Origin of the sequence: Croceicoccus sp. Ery15 (assembly GCF_020985305.1) — a bacterium.
Classification (GTDB): Bacteria; Pseudomonadota; Alphaproteobacteria; order Sphingomonadales; family Sphingomonadaceae; genus Croceicoccus.
In genome coordinates, this window is record NZ_CP087588.1 from 290454 (window position 1) to 314586 (window position 24133).

General features: G+C 61.2%; 26 protein-coding genes. 18 read left to right on the forward strand and 8 right to left on the reverse strand.

The window, feature by feature from the left end; all coding sequences use genetic code 11:
* Positions 1 to 13 precede the first annotated feature (13 nt).
* Genes LOZ77_RS01490 through bphC form a run of 6 tightly spaced genes read right to left on the reverse strand, consistent with a single transcriptional unit; the run spans position 14 to position 5849 of the window.
* Positions 14 to 2182, reverse strand: a complete 2169-nt coding sequence (locus tag LOZ77_RS01490) for a TonB-dependent receptor (RefSeq protein ID WP_230280491.1) — start codon at positions 2180 to 2182, stop codon at positions 14 to 16.
* 37 nt (positions 2183 to 2219) lie between these two features.
* Positions 2220 to 2807, reverse strand: a complete 588-nt coding sequence (locus tag LOZ77_RS01495; RefSeq protein WP_230280492.1) for a 2-hydroxychromene-2-carboxylate isomerase — start codon at positions 2805 to 2807, stop codon at positions 2220 to 2222.
* Positions 2804 to 4066, reverse strand: a complete 1263-nt coding sequence (locus LOZ77_RS01500; protein ID WP_179406821.1) for a Rieske 2Fe-2S domain-containing protein — start codon at positions 4064 to 4066, stop codon at positions 2804 to 2806. Before LOZ77_RS01500 ends, LOZ77_RS01495 begins: the two co-directional genes overlap by 4 nt.
* A 24-nt stretch (positions 4067 to 4090) precedes the next feature.
* Positions 4091 to 4582 carry an aromatic-ring-hydroxylating dioxygenase subunit beta gene (locus LOZ77_RS01505; protein ID WP_098108433.1) on the reverse strand — a complete coding sequence of 164 codons (492 nt, stop codon included), beginning with the start codon at positions 4580 to 4582 and terminating at the stop codon, positions 4091 to 4093.
* On the reverse strand, positions 4579 to 4905 hold the full coding sequence (locus LOZ77_RS01510) for a non-heme iron oxygenase ferredoxin subunit (RefSeq protein WP_066762489.1): 327 nt from the start codon (positions 4903 to 4905) through the stop codon (positions 4579 to 4581). Before LOZ77_RS01510 ends, LOZ77_RS01505 begins: the two co-directional genes overlap by 4 nt.
* A 44-nt stretch (positions 4906 to 4949) precedes the next feature.
* Positions 4950 to 5849, reverse strand: coding sequence for a biphenyl-2,3-diol 1,2-dioxygenase (gene bphC, locus LOZ77_RS01515; protein ID WP_066762492.1), 900 nt, complete (start codon positions 5847 to 5849; stop codon positions 4950 to 4952).
* Positions 5850 to 6115: 266 nt separating this feature from the next.
* Between bphC and LOZ77_RS01520 the strand changes: the two genes are divergently transcribed.
* From LOZ77_RS01520 to hcaB, 18 genes are all read left to right on the forward strand, one after another.
* Positions 6116 to 7531, forward strand: coding sequence for a Rieske 2Fe-2S domain-containing protein (locus LOZ77_RS01520; RefSeq protein ID WP_098108434.1), 1416 nt, complete (start codon positions 6116 to 6118; stop codon positions 7529 to 7531).
* On the forward strand, positions 7528 to 8025 hold the full coding sequence (locus LOZ77_RS01525) for an aromatic-ring-hydroxylating dioxygenase subunit beta (RefSeq protein WP_230280493.1): 498 nt from the start codon (positions 7528 to 7530) through the stop codon (positions 8023 to 8025). Before LOZ77_RS01520 ends, LOZ77_RS01525 begins: the two co-directional genes overlap by 4 nt.
* Positions 8009 to 9001 carry a PdxA family protein gene (locus LOZ77_RS01530; RefSeq protein ID WP_098108435.1) on the forward strand — a complete coding sequence of 331 codons (993 nt, stop codon included), beginning with the start codon at positions 8009 to 8011 and terminating at the stop codon, positions 8999 to 9001. Before LOZ77_RS01525 ends, LOZ77_RS01530 begins: the two co-directional genes overlap by 17 nt.
* An 11-nt stretch (positions 9002 to 9012) precedes the next feature.
* Entirely contained in the window at positions 9013 to 10293 is a 1281-nt protein-coding gene (locus tag LOZ77_RS01535; RefSeq protein ID WP_066762497.1) for an aromatic ring-hydroxylating dioxygenase subunit alpha, read from the forward strand.
* Positions 10290 to 10778, forward strand: coding sequence for an aromatic-ring-hydroxylating dioxygenase subunit beta (locus LOZ77_RS01540; protein WP_230280494.1), 489 nt, complete (start codon positions 10290 to 10292; stop codon positions 10776 to 10778). The genes LOZ77_RS01535 and LOZ77_RS01540 overlap by 4 nt, the downstream gene beginning before the upstream one ends.
* Before the next feature lie 42 nt (positions 10779 to 10820).
* Positions 10821 to 11426 carry a glutathione transferase GstA gene (gene gstA / locus LOZ77_RS01545; protein WP_066762507.1) on the forward strand — a complete coding sequence of 202 codons (606 nt, stop codon included), beginning with the start codon at positions 10821 to 10823 and terminating at the stop codon, positions 11424 to 11426.
* Positions 11427 to 11594: 168 nt separating this feature from the next.
* A complete protein-coding gene (locus LOZ77_RS01550) occupies positions 11595 to 12446 on the forward strand; it encodes an alpha/beta fold hydrolase (protein ID WP_066762510.1) in 852 nt (283 codons plus the stop codon).
* Between the two features lie 19 nt (positions 12447 to 12465).
* Positions 12466 to 13389 (forward strand): catechol 2,3-dioxygenase, encoded by a 924-nt coding sequence (locus LOZ77_RS01555; RefSeq protein WP_066762511.1) that lies wholly within the window; start codon positions 12466 to 12468, stop codon positions 13387 to 13389.
* 2 nt (positions 13390 to 13391) lie between these two features.
* A complete protein-coding gene (locus LOZ77_RS01560) occupies positions 13392 to 13823 on the forward strand; it encodes a heme-binding protein (RefSeq protein ID WP_010891019.1) in 432 nt (143 codons plus the stop codon).
* 39 nt (positions 13824 to 13862) lie between these two features.
* Positions 13863 to 15347 carry a 2-hydroxymuconic semialdehyde dehydrogenase gene (locus tag LOZ77_RS01565; RefSeq protein WP_066762512.1) on the forward strand — a complete coding sequence of 495 codons (1485 nt, stop codon included), beginning with the start codon at positions 13863 to 13865 and terminating at the stop codon, positions 15345 to 15347.
* A gap of 4 nt (positions 15348 to 15351) precedes the next feature.
* On the forward strand, positions 15352 to 16146 hold the full coding sequence (locus LOZ77_RS01570; RefSeq protein WP_010891017.1) for a fumarylacetoacetate hydrolase family protein: 795 nt from the start codon (positions 15352 to 15354) through the stop codon (positions 16144 to 16146).
* A gap of 22 nt (positions 16147 to 16168) precedes the next feature.
* Positions 16169 to 17107 carry an acetaldehyde dehydrogenase (acetylating) gene (locus tag LOZ77_RS01575; protein ID WP_066762514.1) on the forward strand — a complete coding sequence of 313 codons (939 nt, stop codon included), beginning with the start codon at positions 16169 to 16171 and terminating at the stop codon, positions 17105 to 17107.
* Positions 17104 to 18135, forward strand: a complete 1032-nt coding sequence (dmpG, locus tag LOZ77_RS01580; RefSeq protein WP_010891015.1) for a 4-hydroxy-2-oxovalerate aldolase — start codon at positions 17104 to 17106, stop codon at positions 18133 to 18135. The genes LOZ77_RS01575 and dmpG overlap by 4 nt, the downstream gene beginning before the upstream one ends.
* A 1-nt stretch (position 18136) precedes the next feature.
* Positions 18137 to 18907, forward strand: coding sequence for a 2-keto-4-pentenoate hydratase (locus tag LOZ77_RS01585; protein ID WP_066762516.1), 771 nt, complete (start codon positions 18137 to 18139; stop codon positions 18905 to 18907).
* A 1-nt stretch (position 18908) separates the two neighbouring features.
* The gene (locus LOZ77_RS01590; RefSeq protein ID WP_066762519.1) at positions 18909 to 19145 is read left to right on the forward strand and encodes a 2-hydroxymuconate tautomerase; all 237 of its coding nucleotides are present in this window, start codon (positions 18909 to 18911) and stop codon (positions 19143 to 19145) included.
* Positions 19135 to 19416 (forward strand): 2Fe-2S iron-sulfur cluster-binding protein, encoded by a 282-nt coding sequence (locus LOZ77_RS01595; RefSeq protein WP_255671148.1) that lies wholly within the window; start codon positions 19135 to 19137, stop codon positions 19414 to 19416. The genes LOZ77_RS01590 and LOZ77_RS01595 overlap by 11 nt, the downstream gene beginning before the upstream one ends.
* Positions 19417 to 19434: 18 nt before the next feature.
* Positions 19435 to 20940: an aldehyde dehydrogenase gene (locus LOZ77_RS01600; RefSeq protein WP_230280496.1), complete on the forward strand. Its 1506-nt coding sequence runs from the start codon at positions 19435 to 19437 to the stop codon at positions 20938 to 20940.
* A 31-nt stretch (positions 20941 to 20971) separates the two neighbouring features.
* A complete protein-coding gene (gene hcaB / locus LOZ77_RS01605) occupies positions 20972 to 21772 on the forward strand; it encodes a 3-(cis-5,6-dihydroxycyclohexa-1,3-dien-1-yl)propanoate dehydrogenase (protein WP_188823272.1) in 801 nt (266 codons plus the stop codon).
* Between the two features lie 58 nt (positions 21773 to 21830).
* On the opposite strand, the gene LOZ77_RS01610 is transcribed toward hcaB, so the two are convergent.
* Both LOZ77_RS01610 and LOZ77_RS01615 read right to left on the reverse strand, forming a co-directional pair.
* A complete protein-coding gene (locus LOZ77_RS01610; protein ID WP_230280497.1) occupies positions 21831 to 22844 on the reverse strand; it encodes a 2Fe-2S iron-sulfur cluster-binding protein in 1014 nt (337 codons plus the stop codon).
* Positions 22845 to 22953: 109 nt separating this feature from the next.
* Positions 22954 to 24024, reverse strand: a complete 1071-nt coding sequence (locus LOZ77_RS01615; RefSeq protein WP_230280498.1) for an alkane 1-monooxygenase — start codon at positions 24022 to 24024, stop codon at positions 22954 to 22956.
* Positions 24025 to 24133: the final 109 nt, after the last annotated feature.

A 24133-nucleotide genomic window follows, 5' to 3' on the forward strand; every position in this document is an offset into this window, starting at 1 on the left:
TTGTTATGTCACTTTACAACTTGGTCTCGATTGAAATTCCAATCTTACGAGGTTGTTCATAGAACCCGTCGGTGCTGAGTGCGCCGGGCCGGACCGTCTGCAGCACCTTCTCGTTGGTGAGGTTGGTGACCCACAACCCGATCTTGAATCGCTCGCTCTCGGGCGTCCAACTGACCGACCCGTTGATGAGCGTGTAGGACGGTTGCGAGAAGAGGTTCGCGAAGTCGTAATAGACCCGTGAGCTCCAGGACAGGTTACCTGCGAAAGTGATACGACCATCGCCGACGTCACTGCCCCAGTCGATGCCGAAGTTGCCGGACCATTCGGGGGCCCGGGTCATGACATTGTCCGAAGCGTCGAATGTCACCACGTCGTTGCCGCCGTCGGCGCGCGGAAAGAAGCCCTGGGCATCGGGGAAATCCTGATAACGGGCGTGGGTATACGCTACCGCGCTCCGCAGCGTCAGGTCTGCTACGGGACGGACGAAAACCTCGAACTCGCCGCCGTAGATTTCCGCGTTGGCGGCGTTTTGCAGGATGTAACTAGGACCGATGGCGTCTTTCGCCTGTAGCTGGAGATCCTGGTAATCGTAGTAGTAAATCGACAGGTTCGTCCGCAACCAGTCGAGCGGATCGGATTTGATGCCGAACTCTGCGGCGCTGATATTCTCGGGATCGACCGCCGTCGCGCTCGCTGCGGCCATATTGAACACCCCGCTCTTGAACGCGGTGCTGTAAGTGGCGTAAACGCTGGTGTTATCGGTGATCTCGTAGCGAACGCCGAGTTTGTAGTTGAACTTGTTGAAGGTCTCTTCGGCGTCGTTGACGACGACGTTTCCATTGATTTGCTGTGTAAAATTGCGCGTTTCGGTGGTGTAGCGGGCGCCGATTGTCAAGAACAGGCCGGAGAGCAACTCATAGGTTCCTTCCGCGAAGCCCGCGAATGAGCGGCCTTCAAGCTCAGGTTCCACCGTGGGACCACTAAGAGGAAGATCGGGACTTGCGGCAGTCCATGGCTGGAGGAAGGCGTTCCCCCCGAACTGATAGAAATAGCCCCCGACGAGCCACTGGAATGGACCCGGATCAGCCGAATTTAGCTTAATCTCTTGGCTGATGGATTCGACATTGAACTCTGCTAGGAAATTGCCGAGCTCGATGTTCGAGGCGTCGGAATCGGTGTCCTGATCCCAGCGCAGCAACATGTACCCTGTCGTCGTATCTAGCGCGACAGACCCGAGATCGAGCCGTGTGTGGAGCGCCGCCGAGTAGCGCTTTAGGTCGAGAGTCGGCTCCTTCGTGAGCGAAGCCTGCCAAGCGTCCGTCGGAAGGATGACGCCGGCGAACCTGCGGCCTGCCGTATTGCCATCAAGCGGCTGAGGAGAGTTCGTGGTGCCTTTTTGATCGAAATACTCTCCGGTCAAGATAATGTCGAGGGCGTCGCTGGCTCTAAAAAGTACCTTGCTGCGGAGATCGATGACCCGCTGGTCACCCAAGCCACCTCCCCGTATCAAGTCGGTAATGTATCCCTCATTCTTACGGTAAAGTCCGGCGAAATCGGCTGCGACCGAGTCGCTTAAAGGACCGGTGACATAAAAACGGGCATCGTAATCTCCCGCATCATTCCGCATCCGCCCCAAGCGCGCCGTCGCTTTACCCCGGAAATTAAAGCTTGGATCGGGCGTGATTACATTGATCAGCCCGCCGGTCGCGTTTCGGCCGAATGTGGTGCCTTGCGGTCCCCGCAGGACCTCGACACGCTCGACCTCGACCAGGTCGATCCAGTTCGCAGCCGATTCCGGTTGATAGACGCCGTCCACATAAGTCGCTATATTGGGTTCGTCGCCAATTGAGATACCCGTCGAACCGACGCCGCGGACGACCGGCTGGAACACGCCCATGTTGCGGCTGCCGACGAAACCGGGCACCACCTGCGTCAGCGTCCTGACCGTGGAGACGTCGGCAGAGGCCAACGCGTCGCCAGTGATCGCGGTCACCGCCACCGGCACGTCTTGGAGCCGCGCTTCGCGACGAGTGGCGGTGACGACGATGTCGCCCAGACCGGTTTGATCTTCGGCCTTTGCTTCTTGCGCTTCAGGGGTGTCGGCATCCTGCGCCAGAGCCAGGTGCGGCGTCAGCGCCGTTGCCGTGAACAAAACGATCGAATACGCTTTTCTGTTTTTCACTCTACCCTCCCAAGTTTTACTAACTTTGAAATTATTCCTATTGGTTCAAGTATTCAGAAAGAAAATCCAACCTGTCATTTCCCCAGAAAATCTGGTCGTCGACAAACATCATTGGGGCACCGAACACGCCGCGCTGGATCGCCTGGCTCCGGGCCTTGCGATATTCGTTCTGTCCGATCGGAGAATCGACGAATGCCAGCAGCGCATCGGCATCGAGGCCTGCCGCTGTCGCGCAAGCGGCGAGTTCGCCGCGGTCACGCGGATCGATGCCCTGGCCCCAGATCCGGCGATACGCGTCGGTCACGAACTGTTCAGCCCTGCCGTGCTTTCGGGCGTACAGGACCGCGCAATTCCAGTGTGCGCAGTCGAAGCTGGCCGGAAAGTTGAGGGGCACGCCATAGCGCTCGGCCCAACGTTCGAGATCGGCTTTCATCACCTTGATCTTGGGCAGGACCTCGCGGTTCGAGGGTCCATAGTTGCCGGCGGCAATCTTGGCTTCGGGTATGTCGATCGGCCAGTAGTCGACCTCGCACCCCGCCGCCCGGGCGATTTCCGGCAGCTTGAGCTGCGCAAGGTAGCTGAACGGGCTGATGAAATCGAAGTAGAAGTCGATCGTGCGGGTCATGCGGGCTCAAGGTCGAATCCGACCATCTCCCGATAGTTGTCCCAGAAGCCGATGATCGCGCCCTCGGTGACGAGATGGTCGGCATCCTCCGCTCGGCCGCCACCCATCGCGATGTAGGACGTCGCGCTTGCCTCGCCGACGATGGCGTCCTGGACAATTTCCACCGCTTCGCCGTCTTCCATCGAAATGAGCCCGGCGGGGCCGATCAGGTTGGCTTGCTTGAGCCGGATGGCCTGCATTTCCGCATCGTCGTCCTGGTAGCCGAAATGGGTCCAGACGAGCTCGAATTCATCCGGCCCGTAGGTCACCGTCTGGCGCACCGCGAGCGTGTTCTGGATCTGCTGAAGGACCAGATTGGGGTAGACCGCAAGGATCACCAGCGTGACGTTATCCGCGAACTCCTGCCGACCTTTCAGCAGCGACATGTCCTGCAGCTTGAATTCGGTGTCGAAGGTGCGCGCATCGCCATAGGCCTGCTTGTCGGCGGCATCGTCGTTGCTGGCCGCGATCGAATAGAGCAGCGAGTGGCGTTTGTTGGCATCCATCAATGCCTCACCTGTCTGGGTCGAGCGATAGAGACCAAACGTGTTGTGGAACAGGTGCAGCAGGCTGGCGTGGTAGGGATCGCGGGTGTTCTCGGCGTAGAGCTTCCAGTTCCCGCGTATCCGCTGGCGCTGGTCGCCCAGCACGGTGATCGGCTTGCACATGATCCGCTCGATCTGCTCAACCACGATCGGACCGAGGAAATCGCGGCAGGATTCGACAGTTTCGGAGAAAGAGGCAAACACCAGACCGCCAACGGTTTCGGTGCGCAGCTGGCGAAGATTGTGCTGGGACATGTCGAAATCGCCCGGCATCCCGCCCTGTCCCTTAAGGCCGCGGCGGAAGGGAACCCCGATCAGGTTCCCCTTCAGATCGTAGGCCCATTGGTGGTAGACGCATTCCAGGCTTGCGCGGTTGCCGCGCATTTCGCGGCAGACCAGGGCACCGCGATGGGCGCAGCGATTGACCACGACATGCAACGAGCCGTCGCTGTCGCGCGTGAGGATCACCGGTGTTTCGCCCACGAAGGTCGATTTGAAATCACCCGCCTGCGGAACTTCAGCCTCAAGTCCGACGAAGGACCAGCAGTTACCCTTGAAAATGTTCTCCTGTTCGCGATCGTAGTACTGGCGATCGGTGAAAACGCGGTACGGAACCCGGCATCCTGCAGTGGACGGGGCTTGATCGAAGGCGTCTGTTTGCTGGCGAATGGACATAATTGGGTGCTTTCAACTTTGCAGCTAGATCGGGCGGACCATCATCGTATCGATGAGGTGGGTGTCGAAGATCGCGGTCTTGGAAAGGAAGCGCGGGGCAGCCCCGGAAACGTCGATTTCATCGACATATTTTCCGGAATTGTAGATCGACGTCTGACCGTCGTTGCGCGTCATCAGGACCACATAGTTGGTCTGTGCGGTGACGATCTGCCCGCTCGTCGACTTCACGCGGGTCGGACCGAGAATATGCCGGTAGCTGTGCGCGGGAAAAATGTTGGCGCGGCGCAAAGACACGATGCGATCGACCAGCATGCCGCGGCTGTCGCAGAACACCGCGGCCAGATTCAGCGAACGATTGTGGTTCTCCGCAGAGATCACACTGTATCGACAATTTTCCTCGAACAGGTCGGGCCATTCTTCCAACCGGTCGTCATCGATCAGTTCCGCGTGAAGCGCATTGACCTGCGCAGCGGCATGCTGTAACTGCATCTGCTCAAGGGTGGGAAGGCCCATCATGCCGCCCCTTCGGGCTTCGTGATGCAGACCCAGCCATCCTCGATTTCGACCGGATATGAGACGATCGCCACCTGGCAGGGAAAGGCATTGGCCGCCCCCGTCTTGATGTCGAACGAGCCGCCGTGAAACGGACATTCGATGACATCGCCGTCCTGGTACCCGTCGGTAAGCATGGCATTGCCGTGGGTGCAGAGATTGTCGGTAACGAAGATCTCGCCATCGACATTGTATACAGCGAGCGCAGGCATCCCTTCGGCGAAGGCCGCGACCGGCTCACCGTCCTTCACGTCGGCGACTTCACAAAGGCGTAAGTTTTTCGACATGGTCGATCTGTTTCCCTGTCAAGAACTGATTCAAATTGAGATTGTCAGAGCAGCGGAATGTCCATCCCGTATCCGGCTGCCTCGTTCCCGTGCCCGAAGATGTCGCGGGTGTAGTATTCCTGCTGGCTCGGCGCCTGGCGCGCACCCCAGCCAAATTCCCACAGCCAACCCGACGGGTTAGCGCAGTAAAAAGTCAAGGCCTGGTCGTTGGCGTGCTTGCCCAGCTGGAGCGCGACGTCGATCTTCTTCTCACGCACAATGTCATGGGCCATCCCGAGATCGTCGAGATCGGTGTATTCGAACATCAGGTGGTTGATGCGCTTTTCCATCGGTCCGAGGCCGAAGGCTACCGAGTGCTGGCGCTCGTTGCAGTGCATGAAATAGGGCTGGGCGACCATGCCGTTGGGCAGGTGGAGAAGGTATTCAACCGACCCGCGCAGGCCGAGCAGTTCATAGAACTGGGCCGCCGCCTCGACATCGTCCTGGCGCAGGATGCAGTGCCCGATCCCTTGCGAGCCGGTCAGGAACTTGCCGAACATCGGGCGTCCGGGATGAAACGGCTTGTGCGTATCGACCTGGGGGCCGAAGAAAATCTCGGTCGGGTTGCCGCCCGGATCGGCCAGCTTGAGCAGCCCGAGAACCCGGCGTTCGCGCGCCTCGGCTTCGGTGCCCACGGTGAAGGGGATTTTCGCCGCGCTCAGCTTTTCCTGCATCGCGGCGAATTCCTGCGGCCCGGCCACGCGCCAGCCCATGTAGGCCAGGTCATCGCTGCCATCAGCGTGCAGGACGATGCGGTGATGCCAAAGGTCCATCCGCAGATAGAGCCGGTCCCCTTCGCCTTCATCGACGACTTCCATGCCGGCGACTTCGGCGGCGTAAGCGCGCCAGGCAGCGAGATCGGAAACGGTAAGACCAAGATAGCCGAGTTCGGTGACGACCGACATAGTTCAAATTCTCCCAATTCACCCCAAAGCGGGGACATTTTGCGTTTTTCTGGTTGCGATTTTCTGGCCGCCTTGCTTCGATTCGAGCCGCCAGTTTCAGCCAATTCTGCGTAATCACCTACCAGTTTCTGCACAATCACCTACCAGAACGTTTTTCATTGTGCAATACGTTGCACGAAATGATGGGATGCGGTAGTAGCCTTGTGCGATCTGCGGTTGATTCGCGGAGGTATGGGGTACCCGACGCACAGAACGGGAGAGGATTGATGGAACTCACTGAGAAAATCGGCGGCAGGATTGCCGACTTGCAGGGCTTGAAAGAGCGCATGCGCGCTTGGCTCAAGAAGGATCACGAGCGCGGGATCTTCCAGCTGGACCGCGCCGCTTTCACCGAAGCTGCGCTGTTTGAGCTCGAGATGAAGTACATCTTCGAGCGCAACTGGGTCTATCTGGCGCATGAGAGCCAGATCGCTAAACCTAACGATTTCATCACGACCAAGATCGGGCGCGTTCCTATCCTGGTCACCCGTGACAAGACGGGAGAGGTCCGAGCCTTCGTCAATGCGTGTTCGCACCGTGGCGCGCGCATTTGCCGCGAGCGGGCCGGGAACAAGCGCAACCACATGTGCCCGTTCCATGGTTGGACGTTCTCGTCCGGGGGCGACCTGTTGGACGTCACCGATGAGAGCATCGGGGGCTATCCGGAGGCATTCAATCGCGCTGATTTCGGGCTTCAGCCGGTCGCCCGGGTGGAAAGCTACCGTGGCTTCATTTTTGGCAGCCTCTCCGCCGATGTCGTCCCGCTGGTCGATCACCTCGCCGGCGCGCGGGATTTCATCGATATCTTGGTGGACCAGTCGAAGTCCGGCGCAATGGAAGTTTTGCCCGGAACCAACCGCTACCGCTATCACGGCAACTGGAAGATGCAGGTCGAGAACGGGCTCGACGGTTATCACGTCATGACCACGCACGCCAACTACTTCATGACGGTTCAGCGCCGCGTCGAAGGCGTTTCGAAGAACGAAACCAAGGCGATTAGCTTCGACGGCTTCACCGCGCGCGATGGCGGGTCGTTCTCGTTCCACAACGGACACACTGTGTTGTGGGCCGACTATGCCAACTACATGGATCGCCCCAATTTCGAGATCCTCGACTGGCTCGAAGAGTCCTACGGCGCCGAAAAGGCCAAGTGGATGAACAAGCGCATCCGCAACCTGCAGCTGTTTCCCAACGTCTTCCTGATGGACCAGACCAGCACGCAGATCCGCATCATCCAGCCGCTGGCGGTGGATGAGACCGAAGTCAGCACGGTGTGCATCGCCCCGGTCGGCGAAAGCGCCGAGGCGCGGGCCCTGCGGCTGCGTCAGTATGAGGATTTCTTCAATTCGACCGGCATGGCGACCCCGGACGACCTGACCGAATTCAACAACTGCCAGACCGGCTTTGGCGCCGGCGAAGGCCGCTACAACGAGATGTCGCGCGGTTCGACGCGCTGGGACACCGGCCCGGGCAAGTTCGGCGAGCCGCTCGATTTAAATGTGGTGCTGAGCAGCCCGGCGGTTGCCGACGAAGGCCTCTATGTGGCGATCCATGACGAGTGGCTCACGCTCATGGAAAAGGCCATCGACAGCGAGTGCAGCGAGCTTGCCGCCTTCCTTGAGCGTTCGCTGGAGAAGGCATGATGACCGCATTCCATTCGCGCTGGCTGGCGGTTTCCCGCTTCATCGGTCAGGAAGCCATGGCGCTTGACGACAAGGACTGGGATGCCTGGCTGGCGCTCTATCACGAAGATGCGGAATACTGGGTTCCAGCCTGGGACGATCACGAACGGCCGACTGCGGATCCGCAGAACGAAGTCTCGCTGATCTACTATCCCAACCGGGGCGGGCTTGAGGATCGGGTGTTTCGGATCAGGACCCGGCGCTCGGCGGCGAGCACGCCGCAGCCACGCACGGTTCACCAGTTCTCCCTGCTGTCTGCTGAGGAGAGCGATGGCCAGGTGCATGCGCGGACGTCTTGGACCACGGTTTCGGTGCTGGAAGGAAAAGTCGCCACTCTCAGCGGGTGGGCCTTCTATGACCTCGAATCTCGGGATGATACGTTCGTGATCCGCCGCAAGAAGACGGTTGTCGTCACCGACCTGTTCCAAGAAATAGCCGATGTCTACAGCCTCTGAGCGGGTGCGCCCCGTCGTCGGGACGATGATCGGCGATCCCGCCGGGATCGGACCGGAAGTGGCGGTCAGGGCGCTGGCCGACGGTGCCGTCCACGCGGATTCGATCCCCGTGCTGGTCGGGTCTGCTGCGGCGGTAGAGCGGGCGCTCGATTTCACTGGCATCAAGGCACGGCTGCGGGTGATGCGCAGCTTCGAAAAACCCAGCGACGATCCCGCGATCATCGACGTTATCGATACCGGCGCGCTGCCCGATGGCGTTCTGCCCCTGGGCGAGGACACCGAGGCCGCCGGGCACGCCACCGCGCAATGGCTGGATGAGCTCGACGCGTTGGCCCGCGACGGTTCTTTCGCCGCCACGATCATGGGGCCGATCAGCACTGGTTCGCTTAAACTGGCCAAGAAGCTCGACAGGGTCATCAGCCCGACCCCGGGCGAAAGCTATCTGGTGCTGCTGACCGGGCCGCTCAGGGTTGCGCATCTCACCGACCACATGTCGCTGCGCCAGGTGATCGACGTCATTTCAGCCGATCTCGTCGCCACGGCGGTGGGGCAATTGCACGAAGCCATGCGATCGTGGGGCATCGCCCGCCCGCGGATCGCGGTTGCCGGCCTCAACCCACATGCCATGGGTGACGAGGATCGCCTTGAGATCGCACCCGGGGTCGAAGCGGCGCGGGCCAGGGGCATCGATGTCGAAGGGCCGATCGCGCCCGATTCGGTCTTCCGCCAGTGCATCGAGGGCCGTTACGACATGGTCCTCGCGATGTTCCACGATCAGGGCCACATCGCTGTCAAGACCTGGGGCTTTTCGGGCAACAGCGTGATCATCATGGGGCCGCCGTACCTGCACATGTCGGTGGCCCATGGCACCGCCTACGACATCGTCGGTACCGGCAGAGCCGATGCCGCGATGATGCTGAGCGCGATGCGCATTTGCGGACGACTCGCTTCGGGCCGCGGTTTCGAACAAGCTTAGGAGGAAAGAACATGAACGCCAAAACCATGCCTGTCGCTGCGGGGTCGGAGCCGAATGCGGTCGATTACGCAGTCTATCACAGCCAGGCGATCTTCACTGCCGAACAGGAAAACATCTTTCGCGGACAGACCTGGTGCTACCTCGGCCTCGAAGCCGAGCTGGCCAACAGCGGCGATTTCCGTTCGACCCATGTCGGCAATACTCCGGTGGTGGTGACGCGGGCAACCGATGGCACCATCCATGCCTGGGTAAATCGCTGCGCCCACAAGGGCGCAACCGTGTGCCGCTCGCTGCGCGGTAATCAGGCCGACGGGGCGTTCGTATGCGTCTATCACCAGTGGGCCTACGACGCGACCGGTGCGCTTGTCGGCGTGCCGTTCCGGCGGGGGATGAAAGGCGTGGGCGGGTACCAGGCCGATTTCGATCCAGCCGAGCATTCGCTGGAAAGGCTGCGAGTGGAATCCTTTGCAGGCATGGTGTTCGGCACATTCAGTCCGGCCATTGCCCCGCTTGAAGACTTTCTCGGTCCGGTGATGCGCAAGTATATTTCTCGCGTCTTCCAGCGCCCGGTGAAGGTGCTGGGTTATGCGCGGCAGTTCATGGCCGGCAACTGGAAGCTCTATTCGGAAAACAGTCGTGACAGCTACCACGGGGCACTGCTTCACCTGTTCTATCCGACCTTCGGCATATACCGTCAGAGCCAGGAAAGTGCAGGCGAGCTTTCGGAAGAAGGCTTCCACAACGTGTTCACGGTGTCGAAGCCCAAGGGCGATGTCGACTACGGCTCGTTCGGTGACGAGGCCAACCGCGAGATGCAGGGTGAGGCCAAGTTGCAGGACGAGCGCCTGCTGGCATTCCGCCCGGAGATCGCTGATGATGTCGGACTGCACATCCAGTCGATCTTCCCGTCTGTCGTTGTCCAGCAGATCCAGAACACGCTCGCCACCAGGCAGATCGTGCCCCACGGGACCGACAGGACCGAGCTGGTCTGGACCTATTTCGGTTATGCCGACGACGACGAGGAAACGACCCGCCACCGGCTGCGCAACCTTAATTTGGTTGGGCCATCCGGGCTGATCTCGATGGAAGACGGAGAAGCGGTGGAGCTGTGCCAGCAGGGGACGATCGGCGCCGAAGGCAAACGCAGCTTCGTCGAAATGGGCGGCGACGACGTGCGCCAGTATTACGCGCCGATGGGCATGGATGAAAATTCGGTGCGGGGGTTCTGGAAGGGCTATCTCGGGCTGATGGGCAATGCCCTGGCCGATCTCGCAGCGGAGGGCCGGGCATGAGCGCTGCAGCCGAAGTAGCGCAAGTCGCGCAAAGTGCGATCGACGATTTCAACGCGGCTTACGGGCTTTGCCTTGATGATGACCGGCTCGAGCAATGGCCCAACCTGTTCGTGGATGATTGCCTCTACCAGGTGATCGCGCGAGAGAATGTCGATAACGGCTTGCCAGCGGCGGTGATGTATTGCGACAGCAGGGCGATGCTGGTCGATCGGGTGGTCGCGCTGCGCAAGGCAAACGTCTTCCCCGAACATTTCAACCGGCACCTGATTGGGCGTGCGGTAATCACCGGCGTGGAAGGCGACGAGGTTTCGGCTGAAGCCAGCTATGTCGTCTTCCAGACCCGTAATGATGGTGAAACGCGCATCTACAATGCCGGCAAATATGTCGATCGGTTCGATCTTAGCGGTGGAACCGTTCGACTGAAAAGCCGGACCTGCATCTATGACACGCTGCGCATCGCCACGCTGTTGGCGACCCCGATCTGAGCCAATCCCCAATTTCCTGTTTTCCCCAGAAGGAGACTATCCATGAAGCTGTTCATTAGCCCTGGTGCCTGTTCGCTCGCTCCGCATATCGCCCTGCGCGAAACCGGCGCCACTTTCGATGCGGTGAAGGTCGATCTGGCGACCCGCAAGGTCGAGACCGGAGACGATTTCCTGACGGTCAACCCGTCGGGCAAGGTTCCGGCGCTGACCCTCGACAGCGGCGAAACCCTGACCGAAAATCCCGCGATCCTGCTTTACATCGCCGACCAGAAGCCGGAAGCCGGCCTGGCGCCGCGCGACGGCACCATGGACCGGTACCGCCTGCTCAGCCGGCTGAGCTTCCTGGGTTCGGAGTTTCACAAGGCCTTCGTGCCCCTGTTTACGCCCGGCACCAGCGATGAAGCCAAGGCAGCCGCTACGACCGCAGTCAAGAATCACTTGACCGCGCTCGATAAGGATCTTGCCGGCAAAGAGCACTATGTGGGCGCCGATTTTAGCGTGGCCGACATCTACCTGTTCGTGATGCTGGGCTGGCCTGCCCATGTCGGGATCGACATGAGCGCCTATCCCGCGCTGGGCGCCTATTGCGGTCGGATTGCGCAGCGGCCTGCGGTTGGGGCGGCACTCAAGGCTGAAGGTCTCATCTGATCGAAGAGCGCGGGGCGGCGGCGATTGCCGTCGCCCACGTCGTTCTTCATTTGCAAATGCGTTTCAAATAGTGCAATGGATGAGGCTGCTGGCGACAGAGACGGCGATTCGGCGTTCAGGTCCAGCCGAATGCAAAATCATCGAGGCGGGAAAGGATCGGAGGGTAGAATGGCAGACGCGACTTTGGACACGACCCGTCCGGAAATTGGCAAGTCGCTGGTTGTCGGCGGAAGCTCGACCAATTACCACGACGTCGGCGAAGGCGACCCGGTGCTGCTGGTCCACGGATCGGGCCCCGGTGTGACAGCCTGGGCCAACTGGCGGCTGAATATGCCGATCCTCGCCGAGGATTTCCGGGTCATCGCGCCCGACATGTTCGGCTTCGGCTATTCGGACAGCAAGGGCCGGATCGAGGACAAGCAGGTCTGGGTCGATCAGCTCGCCGGCTTTCTCGACGGGCTGGGAATCGACAAGGTTTCGATCGTCGGCAATTCTTTCGGTGGCGGGATCACACTGGCGTTCATGATTGCCCACCCCGATCGGGTCGAGCGCGCCGTTCTCATGGGACCTGCAGGGCTCAACTTTCCGATTACCCCTGCGCTCGACAAGGTCTGGGGCTATGAACCCTCGGTCGAAGCGATGCGCGAATCGCTCAAGTACCTTGCCTGGGATCACAGCCGCCTGACCGAGGATCTGATTCAGTCGCGCTATGTCGCCAGCGCCCGGCCCGAAGCACATGAACCCTATCATGCAACGTTCGGCGGCGCCGACCGCCAGGCCAACGTGGCGATGCTCGCCAGCCGCGAAGAAGACATCGCCGCGATTGAGCACGAAACCCTGATTTTGCACGGTATTGCCGATCAGGTAATCCCGCTGGATTCGACCGTGCGCCTCGCCACGTTGTTGAAGCGGGCCGACCTCCACCTTTTTGCCGAATGTGGCCACTGGGTCCAGATCGAGCGGATGGCGAGTTTCAATCGGACTGTCGCAGAGTTCTTTAAAAGTGGCCTCAAGGCCTGATCGGAGAGGAGTAAACGTCATGGCTCTAACAGGTGTCATTCGTCCTGGTTACGTGCAGCTCAGGGTTCTCGACCTGGACGAAGCCATTTCCCATTATCGGGATCGCATCGGCCTGAATCTTGTCAGCCGTGACGGCGACCGCGCTTTCTTCCAGGCCTTCGACGAGTTCGATCGTCATAGCATCATCCTGCGCGAGGCCGATCATCCCGGCATGGACGTCATGGGCTTCAAGGTCGCCAAGGATTCAGATCTCGATCACTTCGCGGAACGCCTGCTCGATTTCGGTGTGCATGTCGATGTGGTCCCGGCTGGCGAAGATCCAGGGGTTGGCCGCAAGATCAGGTTCAATACGCCCACACAGCATGTGTTCGAACTTTACGCCGAAATGGAACTTTCGGCCACCGGTCCGGCGACCAAGAACCCGGATGTTTGGGTGGTTGAGCCACGCGGGATGCGCGCTACCCGCTTCGATCACTGCGCGCTGAACGGCGTGGACATTGCCGCCTCGGCGAAGATCTTTGTCGATGCGCTCGATTTCTCGGTGACCGAGGAATTGGTCGATGAGGGCAGCGGCACCCGCCTAGGCATTTTCTTGAGCTGCAGCAACAAGGCGCATGACGTCGCCTTCCTCCACTATCCCGAAGACGGCAAGATCCACCATACGTCGTTCAATCTGGAATCGTGGCACGACGTCGGTCACGCAGCCGACATTATCAGCCGCTACGACATTTCGCTCGATATCGGGCCGACGCGTCACGGGATCACCCGCGGCCAGACGATCTATTTCTTCGATCCCTCGGGCAATCGCAACGAAACCTTCAGCGGCGGTTACATCTATTATCCCGACAATCCGCAGCGCATGTGGCAGGCAGAGAGCGCCGGCAAGGCGATCTTCTACTACGAGAAGGCGCTCAACGACCGCTTCATGCAGGTGAACACCTGATCATGGACGGGGTGGTTTCGGTCCGGACGGTAGGCCACGAACTGGCGCTCAAGGCAGCGGCTGCCGCCGTCGCTACGGGTGCGGCGGCGGGCTGTCCGGTCGTTGCCGCGGTGGTCGGTGCCGGGGGAGATCTGGTCGCGTTCGTCCGCGCCAGCGGCTCCCCTTCGCCATCCGCAAAGATCGCGCAAGATAAAGCTTACAGCGCCGCCAGCTTCCGCGTCCCGACGCCGGATCTCTATGCGATGGTTTCCGGCAATCCGGCCCTGCGCGACGGAATCGTCGCGCAGCCGGGATTAGCAATGTTCGGCGGCGGCCTGCCGATCGAAATCGCCGGTGTATTCGTCGGTGCGATCGGTGTTTCCGGCGGGAGCGAAGCGATGGACGTCGAATACGCCAACGCCGGTCTCGCTGCGATCGGCGCAAGGCAATTCTGACGCACCATGGCCTCCGGCCAACTTAGGTATTATGCTCCAATGACCTCAACTTCCTCCTCACCGGTCACCGAAACTATCCTGAACTTCATTGACGGTTCCTATCGCAAAGGTAGCGAGGGTAAGTCGTTTCCCAACGTCAATCCGGCCACCGGTTCGCAGATCGGGCTTGTCCACGAAGCAAGCCAGGCCGACGTCGCAGACGCCGTGGCTGCGGCCAAGGCAGCGCTTACCGGGCCATGGGGCAAGATGACCACGGCCGAGCGGGTCAAGCTGATCGCCGCCGTGGCGACCGAGATCGAACGCCGAGCGGATGATTTCCTGGCTGCCGAAGTGGCCGACACCGGCAAGCCGCGCCACGTTGCCTCGCACATCGACATTCCGCGCGGGGCCGCCAACTTCCGCATGTTCGCGGATGTCGTCTCGACAATGCCGGGCGAAAGCTTCAACACATCGACCCCCGATGGCGGCCAGGCGCTCAACTATACCGTGCGCAAGCCCAAGGGTGTGGTCGCGGTGGTCTGCCCGTGGAACTTCCCGCTGCTGCTGATGACCTGGAAGGTTGGCCCGGCGCTGGCCTGCGGCAATACCGTGGTGGTCAAGCCGTCCGAGGAAACGCCTCGGACCGCTGCCCTGCTGGGCGAAGTAATGAACGCGGTGGGCATGCCCAAGGGTGTCTACAACGTCGTCCACGGATTCGGTCCGGGTTCGGCCGGCGAATTCCTCACGTCCAACCCCGATGTCGATGCCATCACCTTCACCGGCGAGACCGGCACCGGACAGGCGATCATGCAGAAGGCCGCGATCGGCGTTCGCGACATTTCGTTCGAACTCGGTGGCAAGAACCCGGCGATTGTGTTCGCCGATGCCGACCTCGACAAGGCGGTCGAGGGTCTGTCGCGCTCGGTCTTCCTGAACACGGGGCAGGTCTGCCTCGGAACCGAGCGGGTCTATGTCGAACGACCGATCTTCGACGCCTTCGTGGCGCGGATGGCGGCGGCGGCGCAGGGCTTCAAGCCGGGCGTGACCGGTGATCGCGCCTATCTCGGCCCGCTGATCAGCGCCGAGCACCGCGAGAAAGTGCTGGGTTACTATCGCCGTGCGGTCGAGGACGGGGCCACCGTGGTCACCGGCGGCGGCGTTCCCGAAATCTCGGGTGCGGAAGCCGGTGGCTTCTTCGTGGAACCGACGCTGTGGATCGACGTCGCCCACGGCGATACCGTGATGCGCGAGGAAATCTTCGGACCGTGCTGCGGTATCGTGCCGTTCGACAGCGAGGACGAGGTGATCGCACTTGCAAACGATACGGTTTACGGCCTGTGCGCCTCGATCTGGACCGAAAACATGTCCCGCGGACACCGCGTGGCGGCGGCGATGGACGTGGGGGTGTGCTGGGTCAATTCCTGGTTCCTGCGCGATCTGCGCACGGCTTTCGGCGGGTCCGGCCATTCCGGCATCGGCCGGGAAGGCGGGGTGCACAGCCTCGAATTCTACACCGAGATCACCAACATTTGCGTGAAGCTGTAAGACGATGACAATTGACTCCAAGACTATCGAACAAGCGGCCTTGGCCCTGCGCGGCGCGGCCGAAACGGGGAAGCCTGTCAGCCCGATCCGCGACCTGATTTCGGCTGGTGGCGTCGAAGCCGCCTATGCCGTGCAGGAAGCCAACACCAAGCACTACCTCGCCAATGGACGGCGCCTGGTCGGCCGCAAGATCGGGTTGACCTCGATCGCGGTCCAGCGCCAGCTTGGGGTGGATCAGCCCGACTATGGGATGCTGTTCGCTGACATGGACGTGCCGGAAGGCATCCCGGTGTCGCTCGACCAGGTGATCCAGCCCAAGGTTGAGGCCGAGATTGCGATCGTCGTTGGGCGGGATTTGCCCCACCCCGACATGACGACCGCCGAAATGATTCGCGCGGTCGAATATGTCGTTCCGGCAATCGAGATCGTGGACAGCCGCGTCGCAAACTGGGACATCAAGATCTGGGACACGATCGCCGATAATGCCTCGAGCGGGCTGTTCGTGCTCGGCGCGGTGCCGCGCAAGCTCGACGGGCTCGATCTGCGCAGCTGCGGCATGGTCATGGAAGCCAAGGGTGAGCCGATTTCGGTCGGTGCCGGGATCGCCTGTCTGGGCAGCCCGATCACCGCCTCGCTGTGGCTGGCGCGGGTGATGGCCAAAGCGGGGCGTCCGTTACTCGAAGGCGATGTAATCCTGTCGGGCGCGCTCGGGCCGATGGCCGGGGTTGCACGCGGCGATGTGGTCGAAGCCCGGATCAACGGACTCGGAACGGTCCGCGCCGCGTTCGCCGCTGACTGAATTCAAATTGGAGGCTGGTCAAATGGCCAAGATGAAGTGCGCAATTATCGGCTCCGGCAATATCGGGACCGACCTGATGATCAAGCTGCTCAAGGGTTCGGATACACTGGAGCTAGCGGCGGTTGTCGGGATCGATCCGGCCTCCGAAGGGCTGGCGATGGCCAGCGAACGCGGCGTCCCGACGACCCACGAAGGAATCGAGGGCCTGTGCCGGATGCCGCAATATGCCGATATCGGCATCGCCTTCGATGCGACCTCGGCCTATGCGCACAAGGCGCACGACGAAATCCTCGCCCGTGACGGCAAGCTGATGGTCGACCTTACCCCGGCCGCGATCGGCCCGGCGACCATTCCCCCGGTCAACCCGGCGGTCGATGCCGCGGTGCGCAACATCAACATGGTGACCTGTGGCGGGCAGGCGACGATCCCGATCGTCGCGGCGGTCTCGCAGGTCGCCAAGGTGCACTACGCCGAAATCGTCGCGTCGGTTTCGTCGCGCTCCGCCGGTCCCGGCACCCGTGCCAACATTGATGAGTTCACCCGCACAACGGCGCGGGCGATCGAAACTGTCGGCGGCGCGGCCAAGGGCCGGGCTGTGATCATCCTTAATCCCGCCGAACCGCCGATGATCATGCGTGATACGATCTTCACGCTGTCGGAAATGGTCGATGAGGACAAGGTGCGCGATTCGGTCCTGGCTATGATTGCAAGGGTGCAGTCGTACGTGCCGGGCTACCGGCTCAAGCAGGAAGTACAGTTCGAACGCTTCGGTTCGAACCGGCCGCTCAATATCCCCGGCTACGGTGAATTCGAAGGACTCAAGACCAGCGTGTTCCTCGAGGTCGAGGGCGCGGGCGATTATCTGCCCAACTATTCCGGCAACCTCGACATCATGACCGCTGCCGCCAAGGCGGCAGGCGAGAGCCTGGCCAAGACTCATATGGAAAAGACTGCAGCATGACCTTTGATCCAACATCTGATCGGCTCTACATCCAGGACGTGACCTTGCGCGACGGGATGCACGCCATCCTGCATATGTATGGCACCGACAGCGTCCGCACGATCGCTAAGGCGCTTGACGAGGCAGGGGTGGATGCGATCGAGGTCTCGCACGGCGATGGCCTGAACGGTTCGACCTTCAATTACGGATTTGGCGCCCATACCGACTGGGACTGGATCGAGGCTGCCGCCGACGTAATCAAGAACGCGGTGCTGACAACGCTTCTGGTGCCCGGTATCGGCACCGCCGAAGAACTCAAGCGGGCCTATTCGATGGGAGTGCGCTCGGTCAGGGTCGCGACCCACTGCACCGAGGCCGACGTCGGCAAGCAGCACATCGGCATCGCGCGCGATCTGGGCATGGACGTATCGGGCTTCCTGATGATGAGCCACATGATCGAGCCCGAGGCGCTCGCCCAGCAGGCGCTGCTGATGGAAAGCTATGGCGCGCATTGCGTCTATGTCACCGACAGCGGCGGGGCGCTCGACATGGATGGCGTGATTGCACGTCTCCAAGCCTATGACCGGGTGCTCAAACCTGAAACTCAACGCGGCATCCACGCGCACCACAACCTGTCGCTGGGCGTGGCCAACTCGATCGTCGCCGCTCAGGCCGGCGCGGTGCGGATCGACGCCAGCCTTGCCGGGATGGGCGCGGGCGCCGGCAACGCGCCGCTCGAGGTGTTCATCGCCGCGGCCAACCGCAAGGGCTGGAAGCACGGCTGCGACGTGATGGCGCTGATGGACGCGGCGGACGACATCATACGCCCGCTTCAGGACCGTCCGGTGAGGGTCGATCGCGAGACGCTCAGCCTGGGCTATGCAGGCGTCTATTCAAGCTTCCTGCGCCATGCGGAAAAGGCAGCGGAACAGTACGGAATCGATACCCGCGAGATCCTCGTCGAATTGGGCAACCGCCGGATGGTCGGAGGCCAGGAAGACATGATCATCGACGTTGCACTTGATCTGATCAAAGCCAAGGCGAACTGAGATGGACAGGCTTGCACGCTACGCCGAAACCCTCGACACCGCTGCTCGCGAGGCGAATGCTACGCCGCAGATCACGCCTGTAGATACGGAGTTCTCCGTTACCGAGGCGTACCAGGTGCAGAAGCTCTCGGTCGATCGACGCCTGTCGCGCGGCGAGCGACGCATCGGCGTGAAGATGGGGCTGACCAGCCGGGCCAAGATGCAGCAGGTCGGTGTCGATGAGGTGGCTTGGGGGCGGCTGACCGATGCCATGCTGATCGAGGAGGGCTCGGCCATGTCGCGCGCTCGCTACGTCCATCCCCGGGTTGAACCCGAAGTGGCTTTCCTGATGAAGGCACCTCTGGTCGGCAAGGTGACGGCCGCCGCAGCACTGGCGGCGGTCGAGGCGATCGCCCCTGCAATGGAGATCATCGACAGCCGATACGAGAATTTCAAGTTCGCGCTGGAAGACGTGATCGCCGACAACACTTCCTCGTCGGGGCTGGTGATCGGATCCTGGCACGATCCCCGGATCGATTTTTCGAATCTGGGCGTGATCCTCGAAATCGATGGCGAAGTGGTACAGGTCGGGTCGACCGCGGCGATCCTTGGCCACCCCATCCGTTCGCTGGTTGCTGCGGCCCGGCTGGTTGCCGAATCGGGCGAACAGATCAACGCCGGTGACATCGTCATGGCGGGGGGCATTACCGCAGCGCCCAACCTGGCACCGGGTCAGACTGTGCGGACGACAGTGCAGAATCTCGGCGCGGTCATGTTCCAGGTGGAAGACTGACATGCCGATCATTGAGGTCAACCTGCTCGAAGGGCGTCCGCCCGAAGCCAAGGAACGACTGATCCAGGCGCTGACCGACGCGGCCATCGACGCGATTGGAGCGCCGCGGGAATCGGTTCGGGTCATCCTGCGTGAAATGGCGCCGGCCCATTTCGCGGTAGGCGGGCAGAGTCTTGCAGCCAAGGCCGCCGGTGCGAAGCAAGTCAAGGTCGAAGAAGATTGGTCGGATGACAGCTGATTCACATCAAATCACATTGGTCGGTGGCGGACAGTTCCCTTGCCGGGGGGATGAACCCGTACTGACCGCGATGGAACGTAGAGGGGCTGACCACATAAGCATTGGATGTCGCGGTGGTGGTTGCGGAGTTTGCCGAGTTCGCGTCGTCGAAGGCAAGTACCGGACAGGGAAGATGAGCGCCGCCAAAGTTTCCGCGACAGACCTGCGCCAAGGCTATGCGCTCGCCTGTCGGCTCTACCCATTGGATAACCTACTGATCGAAGTTTCATGAATTGAAGGGAGAATTGTGATGGCTACGCAGTTGAAAAGTGCAGAAAACGAATACGGGATCAAGTCCGAGTACGGCCACTATATCGGCGGCGAGTGGATCGCCGGGGACAGCGGCAAGACCATCGATCTGCTCAATCCCTCGACCGGCAAGGTGCTGACCAAGATTCAGGCCGGCAACGCCAAGGATATCGAACGCGCGATTGCCGCCGCTAAGGCGGCGTTTCCCAAGTGGTCGCAGAGCCTGCCCGGCGAGCGCCAAGAAATCCTGATCGAGGTTGCGCGTCGTCTGAAGGCACGCCATTCGCACTATGCCACCCTCGAAACTCTCAACAACGGCAAGCCGATGCGCGAATCGATGTATTTCGATATGCCGCAGGCAATTGGCCAGTTCGAACTGTTCGCTGGTGCAGCTTATGGCCTGCATGGCCAGACGCTCGATTATCCCGACGCGATCGGCATCGTCCACCGCGAACCGCTCGGCGTCTGCGCGCAGATTATCCCATGGAACGTGCCGATGTTGATGATGGCGTGCAAGATCGCGCCCGCGCTGGCCTCGGGCAACACTGTCGTTCTGAAGCCGGCCGAAACGGTCTGCCTTTCGGTGATTGAATTCTTCGTGGAAATGGCTGATCTGTTGCCGCCGGGTGTGATCAACGTCGTCACCGGCTATGGCGCGGATGTGGGCGAGGCGCTGGTCACCAGCCCCGATGTCGCCAAGGTCGCCTTCACCGGGTCAGTAGCGACTGCGCGCCGGATCATCCAGTACGCCTCGGCCAACATCATCCCGCAGACGCTCGAACTCGGCGGCAAGTCTGCACATATCGTTTGCGGCGATGCCGATATCGACGCGGCGGTGGAAAGCGCTACCATGTCGACCGTGCTCAACAAGGGTGAGGTCTGTCTGGCCGGTTCGCGCCTGTTCCTGCACCAGTCGATCCAGGACGAGTTCCTGGCCAAGTTCAAAACCGCACTTGAAGGCGTCCGCCAGGGCGATCCCCTCGATATGGCAACCCAGCTGGGTGCCCAGGCGTCGAAGATGCAGTTCGACAAGGTAGAAAGCTACCTGCGCCTCGCAACCGAGGAAGGGGCCGAAGTTTTGACCGGCGGCAGCCGCGCCGATGCTGCAAATCTGGCGGGTGGCAACTTCATCAAGCCGACGGTGTTCACCAATGTGAAGAACACAATGCGCATCGCGCAGGAGGAGATCTTCGGGCCGGTGACCAGTGTCATCAGCTGGAACGACGAAGCCGACATGATGCAGCAGGCCAATGCCACCACCTACGGCCTGGCCGGCGGCGTGTGGACCAAGGATCTTGCCCGCGCCCACCGGATCGCGCGCCAGCTTGAAACCGGCACGGTCTGGATCAACCGCTACTACAACCTCAAGGCCAACATGCCGCTGGGCGGTTACAAGCAGAGCGGCTTCGGGCGTGAATTCAGCCATGAAGTGCTGAATCACTACACCCAGACCAAGTCGGTGGTGGTCAACCTTCAGGAAGGCCGCGTCGGGATGTTCGATCAGTGATCGAGAACCCGCGATCTTCGGGAGGAACGATGTGACTGCAAGGCTTGAAGGACAAGTGGCGCTGCTAACCGGCGGCGCCACCGGGATCGGTGAGGCGGTCGTCGCGCGCTTTATCGAAGAAGGCGCCAAGGTTGGCGTCCTGGTCAGGGATGCCGCCCAGGCCGACTTGGTGCGTACGCGGCATGGCAACGCAGTAGTCGTGATTGAGGGCGATGTCCGCAATTATGTCGACAACGAAAAGGCGGTCGTCGCAACCGTGGCCGCGTTCGGCAAGCTTGACGTGTTCGTCGGCAATGTCGGGATCTGGGATTTTATGACCCCGCTTGCGGACATGGAACCCGAAAAGCTCTCGGAAACGCTGGACGAGATCTTCGGCGTCAACGTAAAAGGCTACTTCCTTGGTGCCCGTGCCGCAATTCCGGAGTTGCGTAAGACCAAGGGCAGCATCATCTTTACTGCCTCGACTTCAAGCTTCTACACCGGCGGTGGCGGTACGCCCTATGTGGCGTCGAAGCACGCCGTGCTGGGCCTGATCCGCCAGCTCGCCTGGGAACTAACCCCCGACGTCAGGGTCAACGGCGTGGCGCCAGGCGGCACCCGAACGCCGCTGGGCGGTACCCATGTGGGCGGAACAGCCGATGTTCACATGGAAGATATGGAAGGGCTCGACGCGATGATTGCCGGGATGACGCCGCTCGCGCGGATCGCCGAACCGGATGATCACTCCGGCCTCTATGCCTTGCTGGCCTCGCGTCGGGACTCGGCCTACATGACAGGAACGGTTTTGCTCAGCGACGGTGGAATCGGCATTGGCAAACGCCCCGGAAGCTGAAGCGGCTTAGATCTCTCCACCCTTGGCGGGTGCTCGCTTCGTCGAGCGCCCGTCCTTTTTACGTGCGATTGCTGCGATCGAGAAAGCGGTCAGCCGAAATGGCCGAACGTGAGATGCCGGCGGCGAGCAATTGCGCTTCGGCAAAGTCGATCATCGCCGGTGGGCCACACAGATAGGCTTCGTGCGCCGCCAGATCTGCAACGCCCGCAATCTGCTCGGTGATCAGCCCACGCGCCCCTGCCCAGTCGCTGTCTGGCTCTTCATCCGACAAGGCCGGGACGAATTCGAAAGGGGCCATCCAGCGTTGACGAAGGGCCGCAATTTTGTCGAGGGCATAGAGATTGGACTGACGGCGCGCACCGTACAGCAGGTGCACCGCCCGGTCTGCGCCCCGGTCAAGCGCCTGCTCCAGAATCGAGATAATCGGCGCTAGACCACTACCCCCGGCGATGCAAAGAATGGGGGCAGTGCTGTCCTTGAGAGCGAATTGCCCATAGGGGGCGGCAACCTTCAGCTCCATTCCGGTGCGATCGGTGCAGAACAGCCAGTCGGTAAATGCGCCGCCCGGAACGTGCCGGATGTGAAAATGCAGTTGCTGGGTGGGGCCGCCAACCGTCGCGAAGGCGAATGAATAACTGCGTGCACCTTCGATGCCGGGAGCGGTCAGATCAGCGTATTGTCCGGGAGTGAAGGCCAGTGGCCGATCCAGTTCGATGGTCAGCCCGATGATATCCTCGCACAGCCGTTGTGCAGCGACGATGGTGCCGCGATATGTAGCAATGGCGATCCCTTGCGAGAGTGGCGCATCAACCGCGATTGTCAGATCCGAGCGCGGAATGGCCTGGCAGGCGAGGCGAAAGCCGCTGCGCAGTTCGTCGCCCTCAAGTGCAAGGGCCGACGGGCTCAATTCGCCGATCTTGCCAGACACGAGCTTGAACTTGCAGGTACCGCACGAGCCGACCTTGCAATCGTGCGGCATGGCCAAACCCGCGTCCAGCATCGCTTCAAGAAGTGTCTTGCCCGCCGGTATGTCTAGCGTGGTCGGCGATCCTTCCACGGTTACGGTGTTCATCTTGGATTTGCGCAGGAAAGAAAACATTGTCGGGTTTGTCCGAAATGGGCGGGCGGAATCCGCAGTTGCGGATTGTCGCCCGAATGAGGGTGGACGATTGGCCTGGCGTTCAAGTGCTGGCCAGCCAGCGCGGCCAACCAGCCTGTGCGTTGGCCTGATCCGCCAGCTTGCGTTCGCCGGGGGTGGCGAAACATTCGTCCCAGTCCTTGAGGCGCGGTTGCGCGATGAAGCGGAACCAGACCGGCGGGATCAGTCCGGCGGCGAAGCACAGGAACAGTGAGGGCATCTGCGGTGCCTGCGGTTCGGGCTTCAGCGCATAGAAGGGGATATGCCCGTCAAGGTGATGGTTGATGTGGTTTGTGATTTCCGCACCGATCGGCCGGACGATCGCTCCGAGATGGTTCCAGGCGTGATGGAGCTCGATCGGCGCCCCTTCGACCCGGATCAGGCCATAGTGCTGGAAATAATTGAACCCTTCCACGAACATCTTTGCCAAAAGCATGGCACCGATGGCAGTCAACGCAGCGGCAAGCCCCGCCGTCAGACCCACATAGGCGACAATGCCGCCCGAAAGCAGCGGAAACAACCACATCACATTCCGCCAACCGAGCCGAGGATGGCCCAGCTTGCCGAGGATTTCGACCGTCTTCTCCCATGAGTCCTTGTAAGAACCCCAGGTCGCCTGGAACACGAAGCTGTAGATGGTCTGCCCGCGCCGAGGGGTATCGCTTTCCTTTGCCGTGTCGAGATGTACGTGGTGGGTGACGATATGGGCGATATCGCGATTGGGGTCGCCGTAGAATGCACTCAGACACTTGGCGACATAGCGTGGAAACCAGTGGCGGCGGTGCATCAGCTCGTGCGCTACCGGCAGGGTCGGCACCGCCGAGAGCCAGCCCAGGCTGAGCAGCGATCCGGCCAGTTGCCAGCTTGAATTGTCGGCGCCGGTGATCGGGTTGATCGCGGTCGCAACCGATCGGGCAAAGGCCCAGACGAGCAGGATCATCAGGGGCAGTTGCAGGTACATCGCGATGTCACCGAGCATGGCGGCGCCCTTCGCGCGGACTTTGTGATCGGGCGGCAGCAGCAGGTCCAGAGCCATTAGAACCGGGAATGTAGCCGCGCCCAGCCAGACGTAGCTACCGCCGAGCATGAATCCGATAACGCCCGCCAAGGTCATGACTGGGATGAGAAAATAGCGTAGTCCGTCCTTCGGATTTCTCCCGAGTTATTTTGCTCTGGCCTTGACCGTCGAGGCAAGGGTGAGGGCGGCGGCGGTGCGCCGCCCT